This is a genomic window from Campylobacter sp. 2018MI10 (assembly GCF_018501175.1).
GTDB lineage: Bacteria > Campylobacterota > Campylobacteria > Campylobacterales > Campylobacteraceae > Campylobacter_E.
Map to the genome: position 1 here is coordinate 16,716 of NZ_JAHCZD010000006.1, position 21,630 is coordinate 38,345.

At 27.2% G+C, this 21,630-nt stretch carries 19 protein-coding genes; 10 read left to right on the forward strand and 9 right to left on the reverse strand.

Features of this window, described 5'->3' with window-relative positions; translation table 11 throughout:
• Position 1 precedes the first annotated feature (1 nt).
• The 3 genes from htpG (at position 2) to KJR01_RS03800 (ending at position 3,857) form a co-directional block, all read left to right on the forward strand.
• Complete coding sequence (gene htpG, locus KJR01_RS03790; RefSeq protein WP_214117328.1) at positions 2 to 1,819, forward strand: molecular chaperone HtpG; 1,818 nt, start codon at positions 2 to 4, stop codon at positions 1,817 to 1,819.
• Positions 1,819 to 2,907, forward strand: a complete 1,089-nt coding sequence (locus KJR01_RS03795; RefSeq protein WP_214117329.1) for a DNA adenine methylase — start codon at positions 1,819 to 1,821, stop codon at positions 2,905 to 2,907. The genes htpG and KJR01_RS03795 overlap by 1 nt, the downstream gene beginning before the upstream one ends.
• Before the next feature lie 278 nt (positions 2,908 to 3,185).
• Positions 3,186 to 3,857: a hypothetical protein gene (locus KJR01_RS03800; protein WP_214117330.1), complete on the forward strand. Its 672-nt coding sequence runs from the start codon at positions 3,186 to 3,188 to the stop codon at positions 3,855 to 3,857.
• Positions 3,858 to 3,890: 33 nt separating this feature from the next.
• Here the strand turns inward: KJR01_RS03800 and KJR01_RS03805 are convergent, their stop codons facing one another.
• The 4 genes from KJR01_RS03805 to fliP are packed head-to-tail and all read right to left on the reverse strand — an operon-like array spanning position 3,891 to position 9,648.
• Positions 3,891 to 6,908, reverse strand: coding sequence for an efflux RND transporter permease subunit (locus KJR01_RS03805; protein WP_214117331.1), 3,018 nt, complete (start codon positions 6,906 to 6,908; stop codon positions 3,891 to 3,893).
• The gene (locus KJR01_RS03810; RefSeq protein WP_214117332.1) at positions 6,909 to 7,640 is read right to left on the reverse strand and encodes an efflux RND transporter periplasmic adaptor subunit; all 732 of its coding nucleotides are present in this window, start codon (positions 7,638 to 7,640) and stop codon (positions 6,909 to 6,911) included.
• Positions 7,641 to 7,648: 8 nt separating this feature from the next.
• On the reverse strand, positions 7,649 to 8,905 hold the full coding sequence (locus KJR01_RS03815; protein WP_214117333.1) for a TolC family protein: 1,257 nt from the start codon (positions 8,903 to 8,905) through the stop codon (positions 7,649 to 7,651).
• A gap of 8 nt (positions 8,906 to 8,913) precedes the next feature.
• Positions 8,914 to 9,648 (reverse strand): flagellar type III secretion system pore protein FliP, encoded by a 735-nt coding sequence (gene fliP, locus KJR01_RS03820; protein WP_214117334.1) that lies wholly within the window; start codon positions 9,646 to 9,648, stop codon positions 8,914 to 8,916.
• A gap of 73 nt (positions 9,649 to 9,721) precedes the next feature.
• Here fliP and glmU point away from each other — a divergent pair, with 73 nt between their 5' ends.
• Genes glmU through KJR01_RS03855 form a run of 7 tightly spaced genes read left to right on the forward strand, consistent with a single transcriptional unit; the run spans position 9,722 to position 16,002 of the window.
• On the forward strand, positions 9,722 to 11,008 hold the full coding sequence (gene glmU / locus KJR01_RS03825) for a bifunctional UDP-N-acetylglucosamine diphosphorylase/glucosamine-1-phosphate N-acetyltransferase GlmU (RefSeq protein WP_214117335.1): 1,287 nt from the start codon (positions 9,722 to 9,724) through the stop codon (positions 11,006 to 11,008).
• Complete coding sequence (gene coaBC, locus KJR01_RS03830) at positions 11,008 to 12,171, forward strand: bifunctional phosphopantothenoylcysteine decarboxylase/phosphopantothenate--cysteine ligase CoaBC (protein ID WP_214117336.1); 1,164 nt, start codon at positions 11,008 to 11,010, stop codon at positions 12,169 to 12,171. The genes glmU and coaBC overlap by 1 nt, the downstream gene beginning before the upstream one ends.
• Complete coding sequence (locus KJR01_RS03835) at positions 12,164 to 12,739, forward strand: hypothetical protein (protein ID WP_214117337.1); 576 nt, start codon at positions 12,164 to 12,166, stop codon at positions 12,737 to 12,739. The genes coaBC and KJR01_RS03835 overlap by 8 nt, the downstream gene beginning before the upstream one ends.
• Positions 12,736 to 13,407, forward strand: coding sequence for a polyprenyl diphosphate synthase (uppS, locus tag KJR01_RS03840; protein WP_214117338.1), 672 nt, complete (start codon positions 12,736 to 12,738; stop codon positions 13,405 to 13,407). The genes KJR01_RS03835 and uppS overlap by 4 nt, the downstream gene beginning before the upstream one ends.
• Positions 13,397 to 14,167, forward strand: coding sequence for a prepilin peptidase (locus KJR01_RS03845; protein WP_214117339.1), 771 nt, complete (start codon positions 13,397 to 13,399; stop codon positions 14,165 to 14,167). The genes uppS and KJR01_RS03845 overlap by 11 nt, the downstream gene beginning before the upstream one ends.
• Positions 14,146 to 15,171 carry an LptF/LptG family permease gene (locus KJR01_RS03850; RefSeq protein WP_214117340.1) on the forward strand — a complete coding sequence of 342 codons (1,026 nt, stop codon included), beginning with the start codon at positions 14,146 to 14,148 and terminating at the stop codon, positions 15,169 to 15,171. Before KJR01_RS03845 ends, KJR01_RS03850 begins: the two co-directional genes overlap by 22 nt.
• The gene (locus KJR01_RS03855) at positions 15,172 to 16,002 is read left to right on the forward strand and encodes a 1-aminocyclopropane-1-carboxylate deaminase (RefSeq protein WP_214117341.1); all 831 of its coding nucleotides are present in this window, start codon (positions 15,172 to 15,174) and stop codon (positions 16,000 to 16,002) included.
• Here KJR01_RS03855 and KJR01_RS03860 read toward each other — a convergent pair.
• The 5 genes from KJR01_RS03860 to KJR01_RS03880 all read right to left on the reverse strand — a co-directional run bounded on the left by KJR01_RS03860 (position 15,999) and on the right by KJR01_RS03880 (position 21,625).
• A complete protein-coding gene (locus KJR01_RS03860; RefSeq protein ID WP_214117342.1) occupies positions 15,999 to 17,366 on the reverse strand; it encodes an MFS transporter in 1,368 nt (455 codons plus the stop codon). The genes KJR01_RS03855 and KJR01_RS03860 overlap by 4 nt on opposite strands.
• Positions 17,367 to 18,091: 725 nt before the next feature.
• On the reverse strand, positions 18,092 to 18,694 hold the full coding sequence (locus KJR01_RS03865) for a hydrogenase-4 component G (RefSeq protein ID WP_214117343.1): 603 nt from the start codon (positions 18,692 to 18,694) through the stop codon (positions 18,092 to 18,094).
• 77 nt (positions 18,695 to 18,771) lie between these two features.
• Positions 18,772 to 19,938 (reverse strand): amidohydrolase, encoded by a 1,167-nt coding sequence (locus KJR01_RS03870; RefSeq protein ID WP_214117344.1) that lies wholly within the window; start codon positions 19,936 to 19,938, stop codon positions 18,772 to 18,774.
• Entirely contained in the window at positions 19,938 to 20,702 is a 765-nt protein-coding gene (locus tag KJR01_RS03875) for a pseudouridine synthase (protein ID WP_214117345.1), read from the reverse strand. Before KJR01_RS03875 ends, KJR01_RS03870 begins: the two co-directional genes overlap by 1 nt.
• The gene (locus tag KJR01_RS03880) at positions 20,702 to 21,625 is read right to left on the reverse strand and encodes a KpsF/GutQ family sugar-phosphate isomerase (RefSeq protein WP_214117346.1); all 924 of its coding nucleotides are present in this window, start codon (positions 21,623 to 21,625) and stop codon (positions 20,702 to 20,704) included. Before KJR01_RS03880 ends, KJR01_RS03875 begins: the two co-directional genes overlap by 1 nt.
• Positions 21,626 to 21,630 lie beyond the last annotated feature (5 nt).

Consider the following 21,630-nt stretch of genomic DNA (forward strand, 5'->3'; position numbering starts at 1 on the left):
TATGGAATTTAAAACCGAAGTAAATCAATTACTTAATTTAATGATTCATTCACTTTACTCAAATAAAGAAATATTTTTAAGAGAGCTTATATCAAACTCAAGCGACGCTATAGATAAGCTAAATTTCTTAAGCCTTAGCGATGAAGCTTATAAAGGAATTAGCTTTAATCCTAGTATTAAAATTAGCATTAATAAAGACGCTAAATTATTAATCATAGAAGATAACGGCATAGGTATGGACGAAGCTGATTTAAATAATAATTTAGGCACAATTGCTTCAAGTGGAACTAAGAAATTCTTAGAAAATTTAAGCGAAGATGCTAAGAAAAATAGCGATTTGATAGGTCAATTTGGTGTTGGATTTTATTCAGCATTTATGGTTGCAAATAAAATTGAAGTTTATACTAAAAAAGCCTTAAGCAATGATTCGTTTTTGTGGAGTTCTGATACAAATGGTTATGAAATCACTAAAACAAATAAAGATAGTTTTGGCACAAAAATAGTTCTACATTTAAAAGATGATGAGTTTTTAAACACTCACACTATTGAAAACCTAGTTAGCAAGTATTCAAATCATATTTCTTATCCGATTTTCTTAGAAAAAGAGATAAGTGTTGGCGAAGGAGAAAACGCTAAAACTGAATTAAAATTCGAGCAAATCAATAAAGCAAAAGCTTTATGGAGAGAAAACAAAGCAAGTCTTAAAAAAGAAGATTATTTAAAATTCTATGAAGGCATAAGTTATGATAGTAAAGAGCCGATTTTATATGTTCATACTAAAAGCGAAGGCGGTTCTTTAGAATATTCAAGCTTATTTTTTATCCCTGCAAATGCTCCACACGATTTATATAGAGTAGATTATGAAAAAGGTATAAAACTTTATGTAAAAAGAGTATTAATTAGCGAAAAAGAAGAGATTTTACCAAGTTACTTAAGATTTGTTAAAGGTGTGCTTGATGTTGAGGATTTACCTTTAAATGTAAGTCGTGAGATACTACAAGAAAATGTAATTTTAAGAAAAATCAAAGAAATCAGCACTAAAAAGATTTTAGGTGAATTAGAAAAATTACAAAAAAATGACGCTAATAAATATGATGAGTTTTATAAATTATTTGGTGCTGTATTAAAAGAAGCATTGTTTGACCCAAGTGCAAACAAAGATGAAATTTTAGCATTATGCAAATTTGATAATAGTCAAAACGATAGTCAAATCACACTTGATGAATATTGTGCTAATTTAGGCGAAAATAAAACTATTTATTATCTAATCGGTGAAAATAAAGAATTATTAAAACACTCACCTTTACTTGAAAGCTACAAAAAAAATGGCATAAATGTATTGCTTTTAAGCGACAAGATTGACCCAATCGTAATTCCTATGGTTCATAAATATAAAGATTTTGATTTAAAAGCTATAAACGAAGTTGATGAAATCAAAAAAGATGAATTAAACGATGAGCAAAAAGGCTTTTGTGAAAAACTAAGCAAAATATTAGAAAATGATGTAAAAGAAGTAGTTTTATCTAATTCTTTAGAAAGCTCATTATCAAGCTTAGTTTATGATACTAAAGACCAAGAATATATGATGGCTAAAATGATGGCTCAATTTAGCGGAGAAAAAATGAATGCTAAAGGCGTTTTACAACTAAATGCAAAACACGAATTAGTAGCAAAACTAATAAACGAAAATAACGAAGATAGCCTTAAAAATCTAGCATTTATAGCTTATGGCACCGCAGCACTTGCTCAAGGCTTAGAATTTGCTAAGGTTAGTGAGTTTAACGAAGCTGTTATAAATCTAGCTAAAAAAGCGTTTTAATGCAAGAAAACAAAGCCTATTTAAGCGAACAAATAATTACTTATTTAGGCAATAAACGCTCATTATTAGGCTTTATTGAAAAAGGCGTAAAATATGCAAAAACCGAGCTTAAAAAAAATAAATTAAGCTCGGTTGATTTGTTTAGTGGCAGTGGCATTGTCGCAAGATTTTTAAAACAACACTCAAGCTATTTAATAGCAAATGATTTAGAAAGTTATAGCAAAGCAATCAATGAATGCTATTTATCAAATATTGATAATAATTTTTATAAAGAGCTTGAAATAGAGCATAAAAAACTAAAAGAACAAATCATTAATAATTTTAATGAAAACGGCTTTATACGAGAGCTTTACTCTCCTAAAGATGAGCTAAATATCACTCAAAATGATAGAGCTTTTTATACAAATTATAATGCTAGTTATATTGATACAGCAAGATTATTGCTAGAAAATCACAAATATAAAAAATACTTTTTAGCACCACTTTTATATGAAGCTAGTGTAAAAGTAAATACAAGTGGTGTTTTTAAAGGCTTTTACAAGAATAAAAATGGCATAGGAGAATGGGGTGGAAGTGGCAAAAATGCTCTTAGTAGAATTATTGCTAATATTGAATTAGCAATGCCTATTTTTTCAAACCATAATGTGCCTTTTAATGTGTTTTGGCAAGACGCAAATGTTTTAGCAAATGAGCTTGATTGTGATTTATGCTATATTGACCCACCTTACAATCAACACCCTTATGGCTCAAATTATTTTATGCTAAATCTAATTACAAATTATATTAAACCACAAGATATTTCTAAGGTTTCAGGTATTACAAAGGATTGGAATAAAAGCGTTTATAATTCTAAAAAAACAGCCAGCGAAAGCTTTTTTGAGCTAATAAACAATCTAAAAGCAAAAATAATTTTAATCTCATATAACAACGAAGGCATAATAAGTGAAGATGAATTTAAAAACACTCTTTTAAAATTTGGTAGCTTAAATATATTAGAGCAAAAATATAATACCTTTAGAGCAAGTAGAAATCTAAATAATCGTAAAATCCATGTAAAAGAGATTTTATATATCCTTAAAAAAATATAAAAATAATATATGATTTAATATGCTTAATCACAAAAATTACCTAAAGCCTTATTTTTATCTACAAAATATACTACTTATAATAAAGACTTAAAATTATCATAAATATTTATATTTTTATTAAAAGAATTTAAAATTGTATCTTATAAATCAAAAAAGCTTTATTATTTAATAAAAATACTAATTAATAAAAATTATTATTTATATTATCCATAGATATAATATTTAAAATATAATTACCTATGCAAATATTATTTGTATAAATTATTTAAGGAGTTTTTATGAAAAAAATCATTTTTTCTTTACTTTGTTGTAGCAATTTATTAATATCTCAAACTTTTATAGAATTTAACACTCTAGGTGCAAGTATTAAAGACAAAAATAATATTTTTGATAATGATTTATCTAGCACCTTAAACGCAAGTGTATATTTATACAAAATGGATAATTATGATAATGATTTTGTAGGTGGGATAGATTTTAGCCATTTTAATATATATTCAAGATTTTTTATAGGAAATCAAGGAAGCAAAACTGATATTGATTTATATAATTTAACAGCTTTAGGTGGATATGGATTTTATAGTGATATTTACAATATATCGCTTTCTTTATTAGGTGGTGTAGGATATGAAAAGGCTAAATATAATTTAAGTAGTGATATTATAAAAAACGCTAATTTTAATAAGAATTTAAAATCAAATCTATTAACGCTAGGAATTGCTGCTAAATCGTATTTGGACAGCAATTTAATACTTGGAATGAGATTATTTACTAAGCACTACACAAACAATAATATAAAAGAAAAATCAGCCCTATCAGGAGATATATCATTAGGTTATAGTATTTCAAGACAACTTAATGGATTTTATACTCAAGTAAAAGTAGGCTATGATAATAATTTAGTAGGTAAAGGCGTTAATTTTGGAATAGGATTAGGCTATTCATTTTAAAACTTAGGTTTTTTATCCAAAAGATAAAAAACCTTAAATTAAATCTCTTTTATAAATTCTTTTTAACTTTCTATCTAATTTATAGCATACTTCATAAATTGCAGGAATAGCAAAAAGTGTTAATATAGTTGAACTAATAAGACCACTAATTACTGCAACTGCCATAGGAGAATTGCTCTCATAACCAGCTCCGTGTGAAATAGCTAAAGGTAGCATTGCAAAAATCATAGCAATCGTAGTCATTAATATCGCTCTAATTCTACTTTTGCCCGCTATTTTAAGAGCTTCTTTAACCCCTACTCCGCTATCACATAATTTATTTGCAACATCAATTAATAAAATTGCATTTTTGCCAACCATTCCAAATAACAAAATAAGAGCAACCAAAACAAATAAAGAAAATGTATTGCCTGTCAAATAAAGACCAATACAAGCTCCTGCAAACGCAAGTGGCATTGTAATCATTATTACAAATGGAACGATAAAGCTTTCGTAAAGAGCTGCTAATACTAAATAAATTAATAAAAATGATAAAAGCATAACCATAGCAAACCCTATCATTGTTTCTTCTAAAAGGTCAATAAAACCAGTAAAAGTATATCTTAATCCAGTATTTTGCATAATCTTACTCATATTAGTTTCTAGTTTTGCCTTAACCTCGTCTAAAGAAACTCTATCAACCCCTGCAGTAATTTTTACTGAACGAGTTTTGTTAAGTCTATTAATACTACTACTATCCTTAATTAGCCTAATATTTACTACATTTAATAGGCTAATTAAATTATTATCCATAGTTCTTATTTGTATTTTCTCAAGCGATTTCATATCTTCTTTAGATACTTTTTCAAGTTGAATAAATATATCTTTACTATCTTTTAAACCATCTAATACCCCGACATTAGCGTGTGCAAAAGAAGTTTGAATTATCCCTGCTAATTCTTGGGTATTTACATTTAATTTTCTTGCTTTTTCTTTATCTATATAAATAGCTAAAACATCTGCATAAGCATCAATATCATCACTAATATCAACAACGCCTTTTAATTCACTTAAAATATTTTTCGCTCTTCTACTAGCACTTACTAAAGAAGAAAAATCATCACCTAATAATACAAATTGAACTGGCTCATCAATACCTGCACCTTCAAATTTAGGTATTTCTAAAACTTTGATTTTAAATTCTTTTAAACTCAAACTATCTCTTAGATTAGATACTACTTCTTTTTGTCTTTCGGTTCTTTCATTTAAAGGTTTTAGCTTAACATATATTTTAGATTTTTTTCTATCTTTTGCATCATCGTAGCCTACTAATAAATAAGCATAATCTACATTTTTATTTTCTTTAATTTGCTTTAAGACTTCTAAAGATTTAGCTTCCATAACTTCTATTGATAAATCTTTTTTAGATTCTATTTGAACTTGTAGTTCGCTATCATCTTCCATAGGTAAGAAATCAAGTCCTATTTTAGGTGCTAAAGAAAAAGATAAAGCACATAAAATTAAAATAATACCTATAAAAATCTTTTTATATTCTAATATAGTATCAAGTGTATTTTCATACCAACTTTCTAATTTAATAAAATATTTTTCTGTTCTATCGTGAAATTTACTCTCGTTGGTATTTAAAAACCTAGCACTAATGGTTGGGACTAAAAATACACAAACTAAAAACGATATAATTACTCCAAAGGCAACACTCATTCCTAATGTATTAAAAAACAAACCAGAAATACTATTCATAAACGAAATCGGAATAAACACGCATAATAAAACTATACTGATACTAAATACAGAAAAAGCAATATCCTTAATACCTTCATAGCTTGCATATAAAGCATTTTTCTCTGCCTTAATTTTTTTACTAATATTTTCAATTACAACTATTGCATCATCTACGAATATACCAATAGATAAAGTAAGTGCTATTAATGTCAAGCGATTTAAATCGTATCCAAATAAATCTATTAGAAAAAAACTTGAAATAATTGAAGTAGGAATTGCAATGCTAGCAATAATAGTAGCACTAATATTTCTTAAAAATAAAAATACTATTAAAATTGTTAAAATCACCCCTAAACACATATCAAATACAACTTGATTTATATGCTTTGTAATATTTTCTGATTTATCATAAACAACTTCAAATTCTATATTTTTATGATAATCTTGAATACCTATTAAGGCTTGTTTAATATTTTTAGCAACTTCTAAGCTATTTTGACCTGTGATTTTTTTAAGCTCTACTAAAACCCCATTATCTCCATTAAAATGAGCATAACTATCTTTTAAAGTATATCCTATACTAATATCTGCTACATCTTTTAAAAATACTCCTGGAGCTATTCTTAATTGCTCTAATTCTTCTATACTATTTGAGTCGAAATAACCTTTAATAGTTATATTTTTAGCTTCATTTTCAATACTTCCTAAAAAAGTTTTAAAATTCTGCATTTTTATTAGTTTTGCTACATCTAAAGAATTAATATGGTATTTATTTAATTCATCTAAATTTAAATCTATTTTTATGTTATTTTTTAAATAACCTACCATTTTAACTTCTCCAACGCCCTTTATACGCTGGAAATCACCTTCTATATCATCTTCAATAATTTGCATCAAAGCCTTATCATCTAATTGCTTAGATGAAATAAAAATACTCATAACCGCACCTGCATCAGATGAGACTTTTTCAACGCTAGGTGGATATTCTAATTTTATTTTTGATATTTTTTCACGAATATCATTTACTGCTATTTCTAAATCTCTTCCTAATTCAAATTCCACAGCAATTACACTTAAATTATTAAAACTTTTTGAAGTAATTCTTTTGATTTGACTTACACCTGAAATTTGATTTTCTAACTTTTTAGTAATTTGAGATTCTACATAGCTTAAATCAGCATTTGCAAATGTAGTGATTTTAACAAGTGGAATATCAACATTAGGATATAAATTAATTGGCATTGTAAAAATTGATATAACACCAAAAATCAATAACCCTAAAAAAGTCATCAAAATAGTAACAGGTCTATTAATTGCAATTTTTAACATTTATTTATCCGTAATAATATAACCATCTCCAAATGAACCAATTTGTATATCATTTGCTAAGACTTCTGCATAAATTTTTCTAGTTTTTATATCTATATTTGGATATACCTTACTAATTACACCCTTCATATTTAAACCATTTATACTATATTCATAAGTATTACCTACTTTAACCTTATCAGAATACTTTTCATCAAAACTTAAAAGTAATTTAACTTCAGGGTAACTATCTAAAATCAATAAAGGTTGATTAGGACTTGCTACGCCTTCTCCAACTTCAATATATTTTGCCGTAATTACTCCATCAAAAGGAGCTTTTAATTTTTTTTGATTTATTAAAGTTTCATATTTTTTACTAGACATTCTTGCTGATTTTAGTCTTTGTTCTGCTTCGCTTTTTTTAAAATTAATTTCATCTAAAATTTGTTCATTCAATACTGATTTTACTTGCTCATATCTTTTAAGAGTGCTAATTGCTAAAGTTAAAGCTTCATTTGCTAATTTTTGTTGAACATTTGATTCTTCTAATCCAACTTGCTCAATTGAACTATCAAGTTCTAATAAAATATCACCTTTTTTCACGCTTTTACCTACATCTACATTAATTTTATTTACAATTCCAAAAGACTGCAATGACAATTTAGCACTTTTTTGAGCAACCACATCAAAACTAGCATAAATAGAATCTGCAAATAAATTAAGACTAATTAACAAAAATAATAATTTTTTCAACATTTCTCCTATAAATCAATTACAAAATCTTTAATAATAATACCTTTAGCAAGTAATAATTCTGCCTTAGTTATTTCAAATTTAGCTTTACTTAAGCTAAGCTTCGCCAAAGCTCCTTGCATAGTTTCTAAAGAATTTAAATATTCAACATATCCAACAAGTCCAGCTTCATATTTTTTAGCAATACTCTCATAAGCAATTTTGCTAGCATTTAAAAGCTTTTCATTGGCATTGATTTCTTCTTGTAAAAATGAAATTTTTTGAATTAATAGTTTTTCCTTTTCACTAACTGATTTTTTACTATATATATTCATTTCTTTAGCGGCTAAATTACTAAGTTTTGCACTCTCATATGCCTTTTTGTCAGCTCCAAAAGAAAAAACATTCCAAGATAAACCTAGCATAAATATATTTGAAAACATTTTTTCTTTTACTCTTTCTTTTACTATCATATCAAACGGAGCATATAAAGAATAATTGAAATTATTTTTTGAAAATCCCACAATATTTTTTACAAAAATAGTAGGTTTAAATGGTGCTAATGATAAATCCTTATTAAGCTCGCTCATCTCTTCTTTTAAAGAATTTATTTTAATATCATAAGATTTATTAGCACTATCTTCATAAATAATAGCACTTCCTTTTGTAGGAATAAAATTATTATTAGTTATTAAATAAATATTACTTAATATCTCATCTTTTTGATAATTTAAATTATTTAATTCACTTTTATTTAATTCTACTTTTGCTCTAAATATTTCTAGCTCATCATTAGGTCTTAAGCCTACTTTGTTTAAATTTTCTAATCTACTTAAACTCGCATTTAAATATTTTAAATTCTGCTCTTTATATTCAATATTTTCCATTAAAGCTAAATAAGAATAATATAAACTTGCTAAATTAAATTCCAATTCATTTTTAGCCTTTTCTAATTCAATTTGACTTAATTCGTGATTTTTTTTCGCAAGATTTATATTAGAATTTCTTTTACCATCATAAATTAAAGCATCTATTGCTAAGCTCACATTTGTTAAATTATTTGGATTTATTATATATCTATCATAATCAAAACTAACAAATCCAACTTGTAAAGTAGCACTAGGATAGTATTTATATTTTACGCTTTTTGCACTTTCTTCTTTGCTTAAAGTTTCATAATTTTTAGCTTTTAATTGCTCATTATTCTCAATACTTTCTAGCATAGTTTTTAAGCTAGTTGCATTCAGCAAACTAAGACTTAATAAAATTAAAGATAATTTTTTCATATTTTTTCCTATGTAAAACTTTTAACCAAATTACCAATTAATAAATTCCAACCATCAACTAAAACAAAAATTAGAATTTTAAATGGTAAAGATATCATAACCGGCGGCAACATCATCATACCCATAGCCATTAATACTGATGATACAACCATATCAATTACTAAAAAAGGTAAGTATAGCAAAAATCCTATCTCAAATGCAGTTTTTAATTCACTAATCATAAAAGCAGGAACTAAAGTTACTAAATCTACATCATCAATACTCTTAGGATTATCAATATTTCTTAAGCGATAAAATAGTGCTAAATCCTTTTCTCTAGTATTTTTAAGCATAAATTCTTTAAACGGCTTAACACTTAATGCAAATGCTTCTTCATAACCTATTTTTTCTTCCAAATAAGGCTTAATGCCTGTTTCATAAGATTTATTAGCAGCTGGTTGCATTATAAAAAAAGTTATCACAAGTGCTAAAGATATTAAAATTGTATTAGGCGGCATTGCTTGTGTTCCCATAGCTTGTCTCATAAACGAAAACACTATAACTAATCTTAAAAACGAAGTGCATACAAATATAATACTAGGAGCTAAAGCCAATATAGTTAAAACTATGACTACATTTAAAGTAGTTACTAATTGACTAGGCGTTTCTGGTGCGCTTAGATTTAGATTTAATGTAGGAACGCTAAGTGGAGTATCAGCATAAATAAACACTGAAAACAATAATAAAAGCAATAGTTTTTTCACTAATTTCCTTAAATAGTTTTTAAAAATGTTATCCAAAACTTGCTAACATTTTCTTAAAATCTAAAGGAAAAATATGAAATTAAGCATAGTAATACTAGCAGCTGGTTTTGGCACTAGAATGAATAGTAATTTAGCAAAACCTTTGCATACAATTTGTGGGAAATCTTTAATTAAAATTATTATTGAAAATGCTTTGCAACTTAGTGATGATATAACTTTGATTTTACACCATCAAGCAGACGCTATAAAAGAGCATTTAAAAGATTATTCTAATTTAAAATATATATATCAAGATATGCAAAATCATAAAGGCACAGGCGGGGCTTTAATAAATTATGAGCCAAAATACGAAGAAGCGTTGATTTTAAATGCTGATATGCCTTTAATCACACAAAATAGTCTAAAAATTATAGCTAATACAAATTCTAAAATAGTTTTAAGCACTTTTAATAAATATAGTGCTAATTCTTACGGAAGAGTGATTAAAGAAAACGACAAAATAAGTAAAATTGTAGAGACAAAAGATGCAAACAATGAAGAATTAAAATGCACTTTGTGTAATGCTGGAATTTATAAAATAAGTAAAGATATATTAAAAACTTATATTCCTAAGCTAAACAACAACAACGCTCAAAAAGAATATTATCTAACTGATATTATCAAAATGGCTATAGATGATAAAATAAGCGTTAGTGAATGCACCTTTGATGAGATTGAGTTTTTAGGCATTAATAATAAATTAGATTTAGAACAAGCCGAGCAAATTATGCAAAAAAGAATAAAAGATGAATTGCTTATAAATGGCGTTATTATGCATAATAAAGATAGTATTTTCATAGAGCTTGATACACAAATTAGCAATGATTGTGAGATTGAAAGCGGAGTTGTGATTAAGGCAAATTCTATTATAAAAAGCTCAAAAATCTTAGCAAATAGCGTTATAGAAAATAGTGAGATAATTAATTCAAGCATAGGACCAATGGCTAGAATTCGTCCAAAATGCGTTATTAAAGATAGTAAAATCGGTAATTTCGTAGAATGCAAAAATGCAAAATTAGAAGATGTAAAAGCTGGGCATTTAGCTTATTTAGGAGATTGTGAGATTAGTAGCGGTGTAAATATTGGCTGTGGTGTGATAATTTGTAATTACGATGGCAAAAACAAGCACCTAAGCAAAATCGGTAAAAATGTCTTCATAGGCTCAAACTCAAACCTAATAGCACCAATTAACATACCTAGCGATACTTTAATTGCAGCAGGTAGCACGATTAGCAATAAAGACGCTGCTAAATTAAAAGCAAAAGATTTATTTATAGAGCGTAATAAAGGCGTGATTTTTAATAATTTTAAGGATTTTTAATGAAAGTATTATTATGTGTTAGTGGAAGTATTAGCTTTTATAAAAGCTTTGAATTAATTTCTATGTTTAAAGAAGAAGGAATTAAAGTAAAAGCTTTATTAAGTGATGGGGCTTTGAAATTCGTAAATAAATTAGCTTATGAAGCATTATGTGAAAGCGTTTTAACAAGTGAGAATGAAAGCTGGGAAAATGATAAAAATCACATAATGTTTTCAAAAGATTGTGATGCTGTTGTATTTGCTCCTGCTAGTGTTAATTCAATAAATAAACTAGCTAATGGAGTTTGTGATAATGTATTTTTAAGCACCTTAATTGCTTCAAACAAACCACTAATAATAGCACCTGCAGCAAATACTAATATGTATTTAGCAAGTCAAACACAAAAAAGCTTAGAATATTTAAAGAGTTTAGGTGTAAAAATAGTAAAGCCAATTAGCAAAACCTTAGCTTGTAAAGAATTTGGCATAGGAGCTTTAGCTAATACAAAAGATATTTTTCTAGCAACTTTAAGAGAAATTTATAAAGATAAATTCTATATGGGAAAAAATATTTTAATAACAGGTGGCGGCACTCGTGAGAGCATTGATTTAGTAAGAAATATAGGAAATTATTCAAGTGGAACTATGTCAGATGCACTAGCTAAACAAGCTTATTTAAGGGGTGCAAATGTGGTGTATTTAAAGGCTAGATGTGATGAGATTAAAAATGAAAATTTCACACAATTAAGCTACGATACAAGTGCTGAATTAAAAGCCTTAATGCAAGATTATAAAGAATTTGATTATTTATTTATGTGTGCTGCGGTTAGTGATTTTATCCCTATCAAACAAGAAAGAAAAATAAAAAGAGATGAATTCGATGAAGAATTTAATATCAAAATAAGACCTAATGATGATTTATTAGCTACTTTTAATTTTTCGGGTAAAAAAATCGGCTTTAAGCTAGAGTGTGATGAAAAGACTGCCTATGATAATGCAAAAAAAGCTTTAGTAAATAAAGGTTTAAGCTTATTATGTCTTAATATTTTAGGAGAACATACTCAATTTGGCTCAAGTAAAAACGAGATATTTTTCTGTGATTATTCAGGCATTAGTGAAGGGTATTTTGATACTAAAGAAAACTTAGCAAAAATTATTTTTGATAGAGTAAAAGCTGATGTTTAATGATGTTTTGCCAATTAAATTTAAAGTAATTGATAAATTAATGTTTAATCGCTACAAATTATTAATTGGTAAAAAAGAATTAACCACAAAATCAAACATTAATTTAGAGCCAAATACTTATTATTTAGCTGAAATTTATGATAGTTTAGTCTTTAAAAATCTTCAAGCTGATAAGGTTTTTGCCTATATTGATTATGATTGTTTTGAGTTATTAAAAATCGCTTTTAGAGATGATTTTAAATACACGCTAATTAATTCATTAATCCAAACAAATCAAAAATCAGATTATGAATGCTATAAAACAATGCTTTTTGCTTTGAATGAAGATATTTTATATTTACCTTGTTTGCTTGAAGGAAAACCTATATTAATTGAATATAGAAAGAAAAAAAATGAATTAGCAATTTATTATGATGTTTTTGCTAAATTAAGCCTTTTTTTAAATGATAATAAAATATTAACTAGCTTTTCTAAGGTTCAAAAAATCTGCTTTGAATATTCGCAAAATGTAGAATTGACTACTTATAAAGATGATTTTTTTAGCCTTAGTTATAAAGGAAATTTATGAATGAGTTAAATCATTTAGCAATCATTATGGATGGTAATGGCAGATGGGCTAAAAATCAAGGTTTATTAAGAAGTTTCGGGCATAAAGCAGGTGCAAAAACTATTGAAAGATTGGTAAAAGCTTGTATTGAAGAAGGCGTTTTAGAGCTTAGTTTGTTTGCATTTTCTACCGAAAATTGGAAAAGACCTAAAGAAGAAATTGAGTTTATTTTCAAACTACTTAAAGAATACTTATCTAGTGAATTAAACAATTTTATAAAAAACGAAATTAGATTTAAAAGCTTTGGAGATATTAGTGTTCTTGATGTAGATACTAAGAATTTAATTGAAGATTTTGAAGAAAAAACTAAAAATTACTCAAGAATTATTTTTAATCTAGGCATAAATTACGGCGGAAAAGATGAAATATTAAGAGCTTTTAAAAAATTAAAAGCAAGTGATGAAGAAATAAATGAAAATAATTTTAATAAATATTTAGATATTAAAAACAATGTTGATTTATTGATTAGAACTGGCGGACATTTTAGGATTTCAAATTTCTTACTTTGGCAATGTGCTTATGCAGAGTTTGTTTTTACCCCTACTTTGTTTCCTGATTTTAAAGAAGATGAATTAAAAGAAATTATTAAAAATTATAGAATTTGTAAAAGGAATTTCGGTGGAGTTTAGTATTTTAGTTTTTATATTTGGGCTTGTTTTTGGCTCGTTTTTAAATGTATTGATTTTAAGACTACCTGAGAGAAAAAGTGTTTTTTATCCGCCAAGTTCTTGTGGAAGCTGTAATAACAAATTGAAATTCTATCACAATATCCCTATTATTTCTTGGCTAGTTTTAGGTGGTAAATGTGGGTTTTGTAAAAGTAAAATAAGCATTCAGTATCCATTAATTGAGCTAATTGTTGGCTTTATATTTTTATATTGCATAGATATTAGTAGTTTAGAAAATCTTGCTTATTCTATTTGCTTAGCATTATCATTTAGCTTATTATTTGCACTTTGCATTATTGATATTCGCTACCTTGCTGTGCCTAGCTTTACTTTAATGCTAACTTTGATTTTTGCTCTAATTTACACTCATTCAATAAGTAGTTTTAAAGATGCTTTAATCTTTGCAGGTGGTGCATATTTGCTAAAATCTTTAATAGAGAGCATAATGAATGCAAAAGCAAAAAGCGATGATGAATGTATTCAAGTAATGGGCGAAGCTGATATTGAAATAATGGCATTAATTGGAGCGTTATTAGGAATTAAACTTGGTTTTGTGGCTATATTTTTAGGAGCTGTTGTGAGTTTGCCTGTTTTTATGTATCTTAGAATAAAAGGCAAGGAAAACATACAAGTTCCTTTTATACCATTTTTAAGCATAGGACTTGCTTTAGTATGGTTTTTCCCTAGCGTTGGGCAATTTTGTTTAGATTATGTGCAATGATTAAAAAATATTTATTTAGACAATTCATAGGCTCTTTTTTATCAATATTTTTAACGCTATTTTTAGTAAGCTCTATCATTGTCTTATTTCAAATAGCAAAAATTACTTCTTATATAGAATTAAGCTTATATGAATTATTTAAATTATATTCTCTTATGAGTGTAAAACTCATCATTTTTACTACTCCTATTAGCTTTTTTATTACATGTTTTATGTGTATTCTAAGATTATCTAAAGAAAACGAAATAATTATGCTTTTTTCTCTAGGATTAAACCCTAGAAAAATAGCTAATTTTATTAGCTTTTTAGCCTTTATAGTAAGTTTGGTTTTATTAGTAATTAGCATAGTTTTAATGCCGCTTAGTTTTTCTTTATATGATAATTTTATTGATTATAAAAAAGCCTTTTCTAAAATTAATCTTAAAAATGCTAATTTTGGTCAAAAATTAGGAGATTATATATATTTTGCAGATGAATTAGAGAATGGAATTTATAAAAATATTGTTTTATATTTGCCAAAAACAAATTCTAAAAACGAACAAATATTATTAGCCAATCAAGGAACAATCCTAAACGAAGATAATAAAATCACATTTAATTTAGACAATGTAATGCTATATAATTTCAAGCAAAATACAGAAATTGCAAAGATTAAAAACCTTAGCTTTAGCACCTTAATTAATTCAAAAATTACTAATATTCAATCATTTAAAGACTATTGGAAAGATTATAAAACCCCTTCAAAATCAAAAGAATTAGTAATCTATGTCCTACTTAGCCTACTTCCTATTGCAAGTGTTCATTACGCACTAGCATTTAGCATTATTAGCTCAAGATATGAAAAAAGCCACGAGTATTTAGCTATGCTTGTGTTTTTGATAATTTATCTAGTTCCTATGATGATGTTTTTAAATTATCATTTTTATACTATTACTTTTGTATTTTTCACTTCGCTAATAATTTCTAAGATTTGCTTTAGGAAAAAGATTTTATCAAGGTATTAAATGTTTTCAACTCTTAAGATTTTTAATAAAAATATGATTATTTTAAGAGATGATTTATTAGGCGAAATTAACGGCAATAAAGCAAGAAAATTAGATATATTTAAAGACTTAAAACTCCCTTATAAACATATAATCTGCTATGGTTCAAGTCAATCAAATGCTATGCAAGCACTAGCACTCTGGACTAAAAATAATAATTATAATTTTTCTTTTGTCTGTGCTAGAAGATGCGAAATTAGTGGGAATTTAAAAAGTGCATTAGAAAATAATGCTGTGATTTATTATGCGAATAATCCTAAAGAATTTGCAAAAACTTTGCATAAAAATGATAATAATAGCTTTTTAATTAGCGAAGGTGTTTGTGAAGATTATGCTAGATTTGGCTTTTATAAAATGGCAAAAGAAATAGCAAAAATCGTAAATGAATTAGATTGTGATGTGGTATTAGCAAGTGGGACTTATACAAGTGCGATTTATCTTGAAAAATATCTAAGCACACTCTCAAATGCTAGAGTTTTTACAGCATCTTGCGTAAATGCTAATGAATATTTTGTAAAACAAATAAACAAACTTAATCCAAATTCCAAGCTAAAATTATTAAAAACTGCTAGAAAATATCATTTTGCAAATCTTTACGAAGAGCTATTTATTTTAACAAAAAATATTAGCGATATTGAGTTTGATTTGCTTTATGATAGCGTTTGCTTAAAGGCAATTTATGAAAACCTTGATGAACTAAAAGAAAATATCTTATACATTCATCAAGGCGGATTAATTGGTTCTAAGAATTTAGAACTTCGTTATAATAAAAAATATAATCTCATAAATTAAAATTTCTTATTCTTAGCACCAAAGTGGCAAAGTAAAGAAAACACAATACACATAATACAAGCAAATAAAAGCATATATAAACCTGCATTCCAACCAAAAGCATCAACCATAGCACCTAAAAGCATAGTTCCTAAAGAAGCTCCTACAACATAGCTCATAAATCCACGAAGACCAACGCAAGAACCTACAGCAAAAGCAGGAACAACTTCCATAGTTTGAACACTTGCTAAAAATTGTGGCACATATACTAAACACCCAGCTGCTGCTGCAAAAAATATAGTGTAGTAAATATTATCACTCGTAAAATATCCAATAATCATAAAAAATATTATACAAACAGCAAGAATTGCAGGTGGCATTCTATATCCTTTAAATAATCTATCAGATATAATTCCTGCTAACATTGTTGATGGAATTGCAGCCCATTCAAAAAATAAAAACGCTGTATGCATTTGCTCTTTACTAAAGCCTTTTACAGATAAAAGATAAATAGGAAGCCAATTTATCAACCCAAATCTAATCATATAAACAAAAGTATCCATCCAAGCAACATACCAAGCATTAGGGTTTTTTAGAACATATTTAACAAATATTTCTTTACTACTTAAATCAGTAGTTGAAGCTGAGTTTTTAATATCTTCTTCATAACCTCTTAATTTATTAATCTCGTTTAATTCTTTTAACCCTTCATTTTTAGGATTACCCTTAACAGCGTATAAAACATAAACACTAATTAACAAGGCTAAAATTGCTGGGACATAAAAGTGATTTACTTTCCAATAAGTAGCATTAAAATCAGCTGCAGCAATCCCTAATACAGGAGATAATATTAAAACAGATTTAGAAATAATTGGAGCTACCAAACCCCCTCCAATATTATGGCTAATATTCCAAATAGCAGTATAAATTCCTCTTTCTTTTTTAGGATACCAATTAGCTAGAGTAATAAAACTAGGTCCAACGCCCATTCCTTGAAAAACTCCAAGTGCAATAACAGCACCTACATAAGCATATAAAGCATTACAAAAGCCTAATAATACATTAATTAACGCACATAAAATAAGACCTAAAGCCATATATCTTTTTGGGTCAGCCTTATCACTTAAAGCACTCATAACGCCTTTGCTAATACCATAAGCAATTAGCATAGAACCAGTAATTAAACCTATATCAGAATTATTTACTGCTAAATCAGTCTTAATTAATGGAGTAGATAGGGTAATATTATTTCTTACTAAATAATATCCCATATAACCAACAAACACGCCACTTAATGAAAGCTTTCTATACTTATAATAAGTGCTTAGCAACTCATCATCTTTAATCACCCTATCCTTTTTGACAGGTCTTAAAAAAGAAATCATCTTTAATCCTTTAAATAAAATAATAGTAATTTTATTTAAAGTTGTTTTAAAATAGTATTAATTATTGAGCTATATAAAGAATAATTTTTATTTTTACAATATTAATGAATATATAGCGATAAACCTGAAAGCATAGCTATAGTTTTTAACACAATAATACTTTTATAATATGCAAGTATTGATAACATAAAAATATGTAATAGAGTAGAACATTTTTTATTTTTTATGTAATAGAGTAGAACATTTTTTATCTACTATATTACATATTATTGTTGGATACAAAGAGTTTTATGTAATACATTGGTAGTTTAAAGAAAAGTTTATTATATATTATTAATAACCAAAATTTTAAAGATTATGGAATTTATTTATAAAAATTATATAAATGAATTTAATAGCATAGAGCCTAGTATTAAAGAATTACTTAAGAGAGAAAAATTATAAAATGTTTAATCAATACATAGCAAAATCTTATAAAAATAAATTATTTTCATAATATATATTTTAATTATTTTACTTTGTAATTAATGTTTTATGATGTATAAATTATAAGTGCAAAATATAATGATTTTACTTTATTATAAAAGCTAAAATTAATTGATTGAATTATCTAATTAGTATGAAAATTTTTTATTTTAAATTGTCTTAATATAAGAATATTTATTTTTAAGATTTTAAAATTAATTATATTTATAAGTATTAAATGCCTAAAAATAGGCATTTAATTAAGCTTTTATATCTACTACATTGCCGCCTAATTCAGCTATTTTATCATCTATAGCTTTTACAGCGCGTTCAATTGTAGCATTTGCAATATCAGCATATCCTTTACTAAAACCACCTAAAGTCTTATCGGCGTCTTTAAAACCACGCATAATTCCTTCACGACCTGCTTTTAGCTTTTCAATATCATCTCCAGCACCAGCTAGAACAAAACCAGCTATTCTATCGCCAGTTTGCTTACTACCCCAATAGCCATCTTCGCTAATTAATTCTTTAGCTTTTGCAGGAGTTAAGTTTTGTAAATTCTCAAAACCATCACCTAATTTACCTAAAGTTCCAAGAAAAGTATTAAGTTGCATTTCATTTTTTGAAAAACTAAATATGCTTCCTTGAGTATTAAATTGAGAAAAGCTAATTTGCATACTTTGTGCTATATAAGCATTTGTAATATCCTTACCACTAATACTGCTTAAATCCCTATCTCCTAAGTCAATGCCTATATTTTTTAAATTATCTTTTATAGCATTTCTTGCATCATCTTGAGTTTTTACACTTTTTGGTAAGCCACTCGTAAAACCTGAATTACTAACAGAACCTACATTCATAATCTTCTCCTTTTAAATATAGTCTTTTTTATATCGGCTAAATAATAAATTTATTTAATTTTTTAATAAAAATAAATTTATTTTAAATAATTTAATACTAAATTTGCAAAATACTTACTAGCTAGCAGCAATACTTCATCGTTGAAATTATATTCTGGATGATGAAGATTTGCACTATCTCCGTTATTTATAAAAGCATATGTTCCTTTAACCTCATCTAAAAATGCAGAAAAGTCTTCACTACCCATTAAATGCGGGTGTTCAAACTCACATTCATCTTCACCAAAACTCTCAATCGCAGCAAGTCTTGCTAACTCGTGTGCTTCATCGTTATTGATAGTAGCTTTTATATTTTCAGCTCTTTTTACTATGGCTTTTATATTAAAAGCATTTGCTAAGTTTGTTGCTAATTCTTTAATTCTTGTATCAATAAATTCAAGCTCTTGATTGCTAAGACCTCTTACATTTATCATAACACTAGCTTCATTTGGGATTATATTAAATGCTTTTGTAGTCCCTGCTAGAAAGCCTGTAACATTTACAACGCTATCTTTTAATTCTAAAGATTTAAAAGTATATAAAGCATTTACAAAATTATTTGCAACGCTTATTGGGTCTTTGCATAAATGTGGAGCCGATGCGTGTCCGCCTAAGCCTATAAAATCTACTTTATAAGCACTTACACCTGCCATCATTACGCCTTTTTTCATAAAGAATTTCTTATTTTCATAGCCTTTCATCTGTGAAATTGGCATATTATGAATTCCATAAATATAATCAACCTTAAAGCGTTCTAAAACTCCATCTTTTATCATTCTCATAGCACCGCTTAACATTTCATTATCACAACATTCTTCAGCAGGTTGAAAAAATAAATTAAGAGTTCCATTAAAATTAGCACTTGCTAAATACTTAGCAGCCATTAATAATCCTGCCGTATGCCCATCGTGTCCGCAAGCGTGCATACAGCCATTCTTACTAGCATAATCAAGTCCTGTGCATTCTTCTATACTAAGCGCATCCATATCAGCTCTAAGACCTATGCTTTTAGTAGAATTTCCTTTCTTTAATACTCCTACAACACCTGTTTTTCCTATGCCTTCATAAACTTCATAACCAAATTCTTTTAGTTTATTTGCAACTAATTTTGCGGTATTAAACTCATTAAATCCTAGCTCTGGATTTGCGTGTATGCTATGTCTTAACTCTATAAATTCTTTATGTAAATTATTTAATTCTTTCATTAATAATACACCTTATTTTCTTTTAAAAAGCTTCTTAAATCTTCGTATTCGCTATTGGTTAAAAATCTATATTTTTTAGGCTTTAATACACCCAAATCAACCCTACCAAAAGCAACCCTTTTAAGCTCCACTACTTCTAAATCAAATTCAGCAAAAAAGCGTCTTAATTCTCTATTTTTACCTTCATCAATAATAACTCTTAGTTTTGTATATCCGCCACTACTTCCAAAAATCTCATATTCTAAAAAAGGCTTTAGACTAAGATTTGTGATTTTGCTTTTTGGGTGTGCTCCTTTTAAGCTATTTACAATCTCAAGTCCATTTTCCATAGCATTAATTACTTCTTTTGTGATAGTTCCTTTAATTTTTAAGTAATATTCACGCTCTAAGTTACTTTGCATTAAAAAATCAGCTATTACAGGACTATCTACTAATAAAAGTATGCCCGTTGATGAAAAATCTAATCTTCCAACAGGATTAAAATGTCTAAAATCTCTTGGCAAATTATCATATATCAAGGCTCTTCCACGCTCATCTTTATGGCTTACTAATTCGCCTTTATCTTTATGATATACGATAACGCTAAATTCACTTTTTTTATAAATTCTTTTACCTTTTACAAAGACCTTATCATCAACTCCAACTTCACTCCAGTCTTCTAAGCAAACTTTGTTATTAATCTTTACTAAGCCTTCTTTTATTAATTTATCAGCTTCTTTTCTTGAATACTTGCTATTGTGTGCTATAAATTTATTAAGTCTCATCACTCATCCAATAATTGTAACAATCCTATTATTTTTTCATTCTCAAGAACTACTAAAATTGATATTTTGTTTTCTTTCATATAAGAAAACGCCTTATGTGCTAAAACTGATTTTTCTATGGTTTTAGGATTTTTACTAGCATATTCTAAGGCTAATTGCTCTAAAGAAAAATCATCCTTAGCCATAGCTCTTCTTAAATCCCCATCACTTAAAAAACCAACTAATTTTTCATTATCAACCAATAAAGCACAACCAAAACTTGCCTTGCTCATACAAATAATAGCGTCTTTTAAACTAGCATTTTTGCTTATTATCGGTAGATTGTTTTTATGCATTAAATCACTAACTTTTACATAATACTTTTTACCTAATGCTCCACCCGGATGATTTATACCAAAATCACTAACGCTAAAATCTTTTAAATTAATAACACAAGCTAAAAGCGCATCAGCTAAAGCTAGAGTTAGAGTAGTTGAGCTAGTAGGTGCTGGTAGATTTGTGATTGCTTCATTACAATTTGTAGCAATATTGAAACTACAAGCATTTGCTAATGGAGAATTGCTTTGAGAAATGCTAATTAAAGTAGCATTTCTATCATTTAAAAATGGTAATATTTTTAACACTTCTTCGCTTTTACCACTAAAAGAAATTAAAATCACCACATCATCTTTACAAATATTTCCTAAATCTCCGTGCATTAACTCACTAGCATGAATAAAAAATGACCTTACCCCACAACTAGCAAACGAAGCTGCAATTTTGCGTCCAACGATACCACTTTTACCAACTCCAACAATGATTAAATTCCCTTTGCATTCGCTAATTATTTTAGCAACTTCACAAAAACTCTCATCTAAAGAATTTGACGCTTCTTCTAAAGCGAAGGCTTCTCGCTTTAGAATGTTTTTTGCAATTTCTAGCATATTTT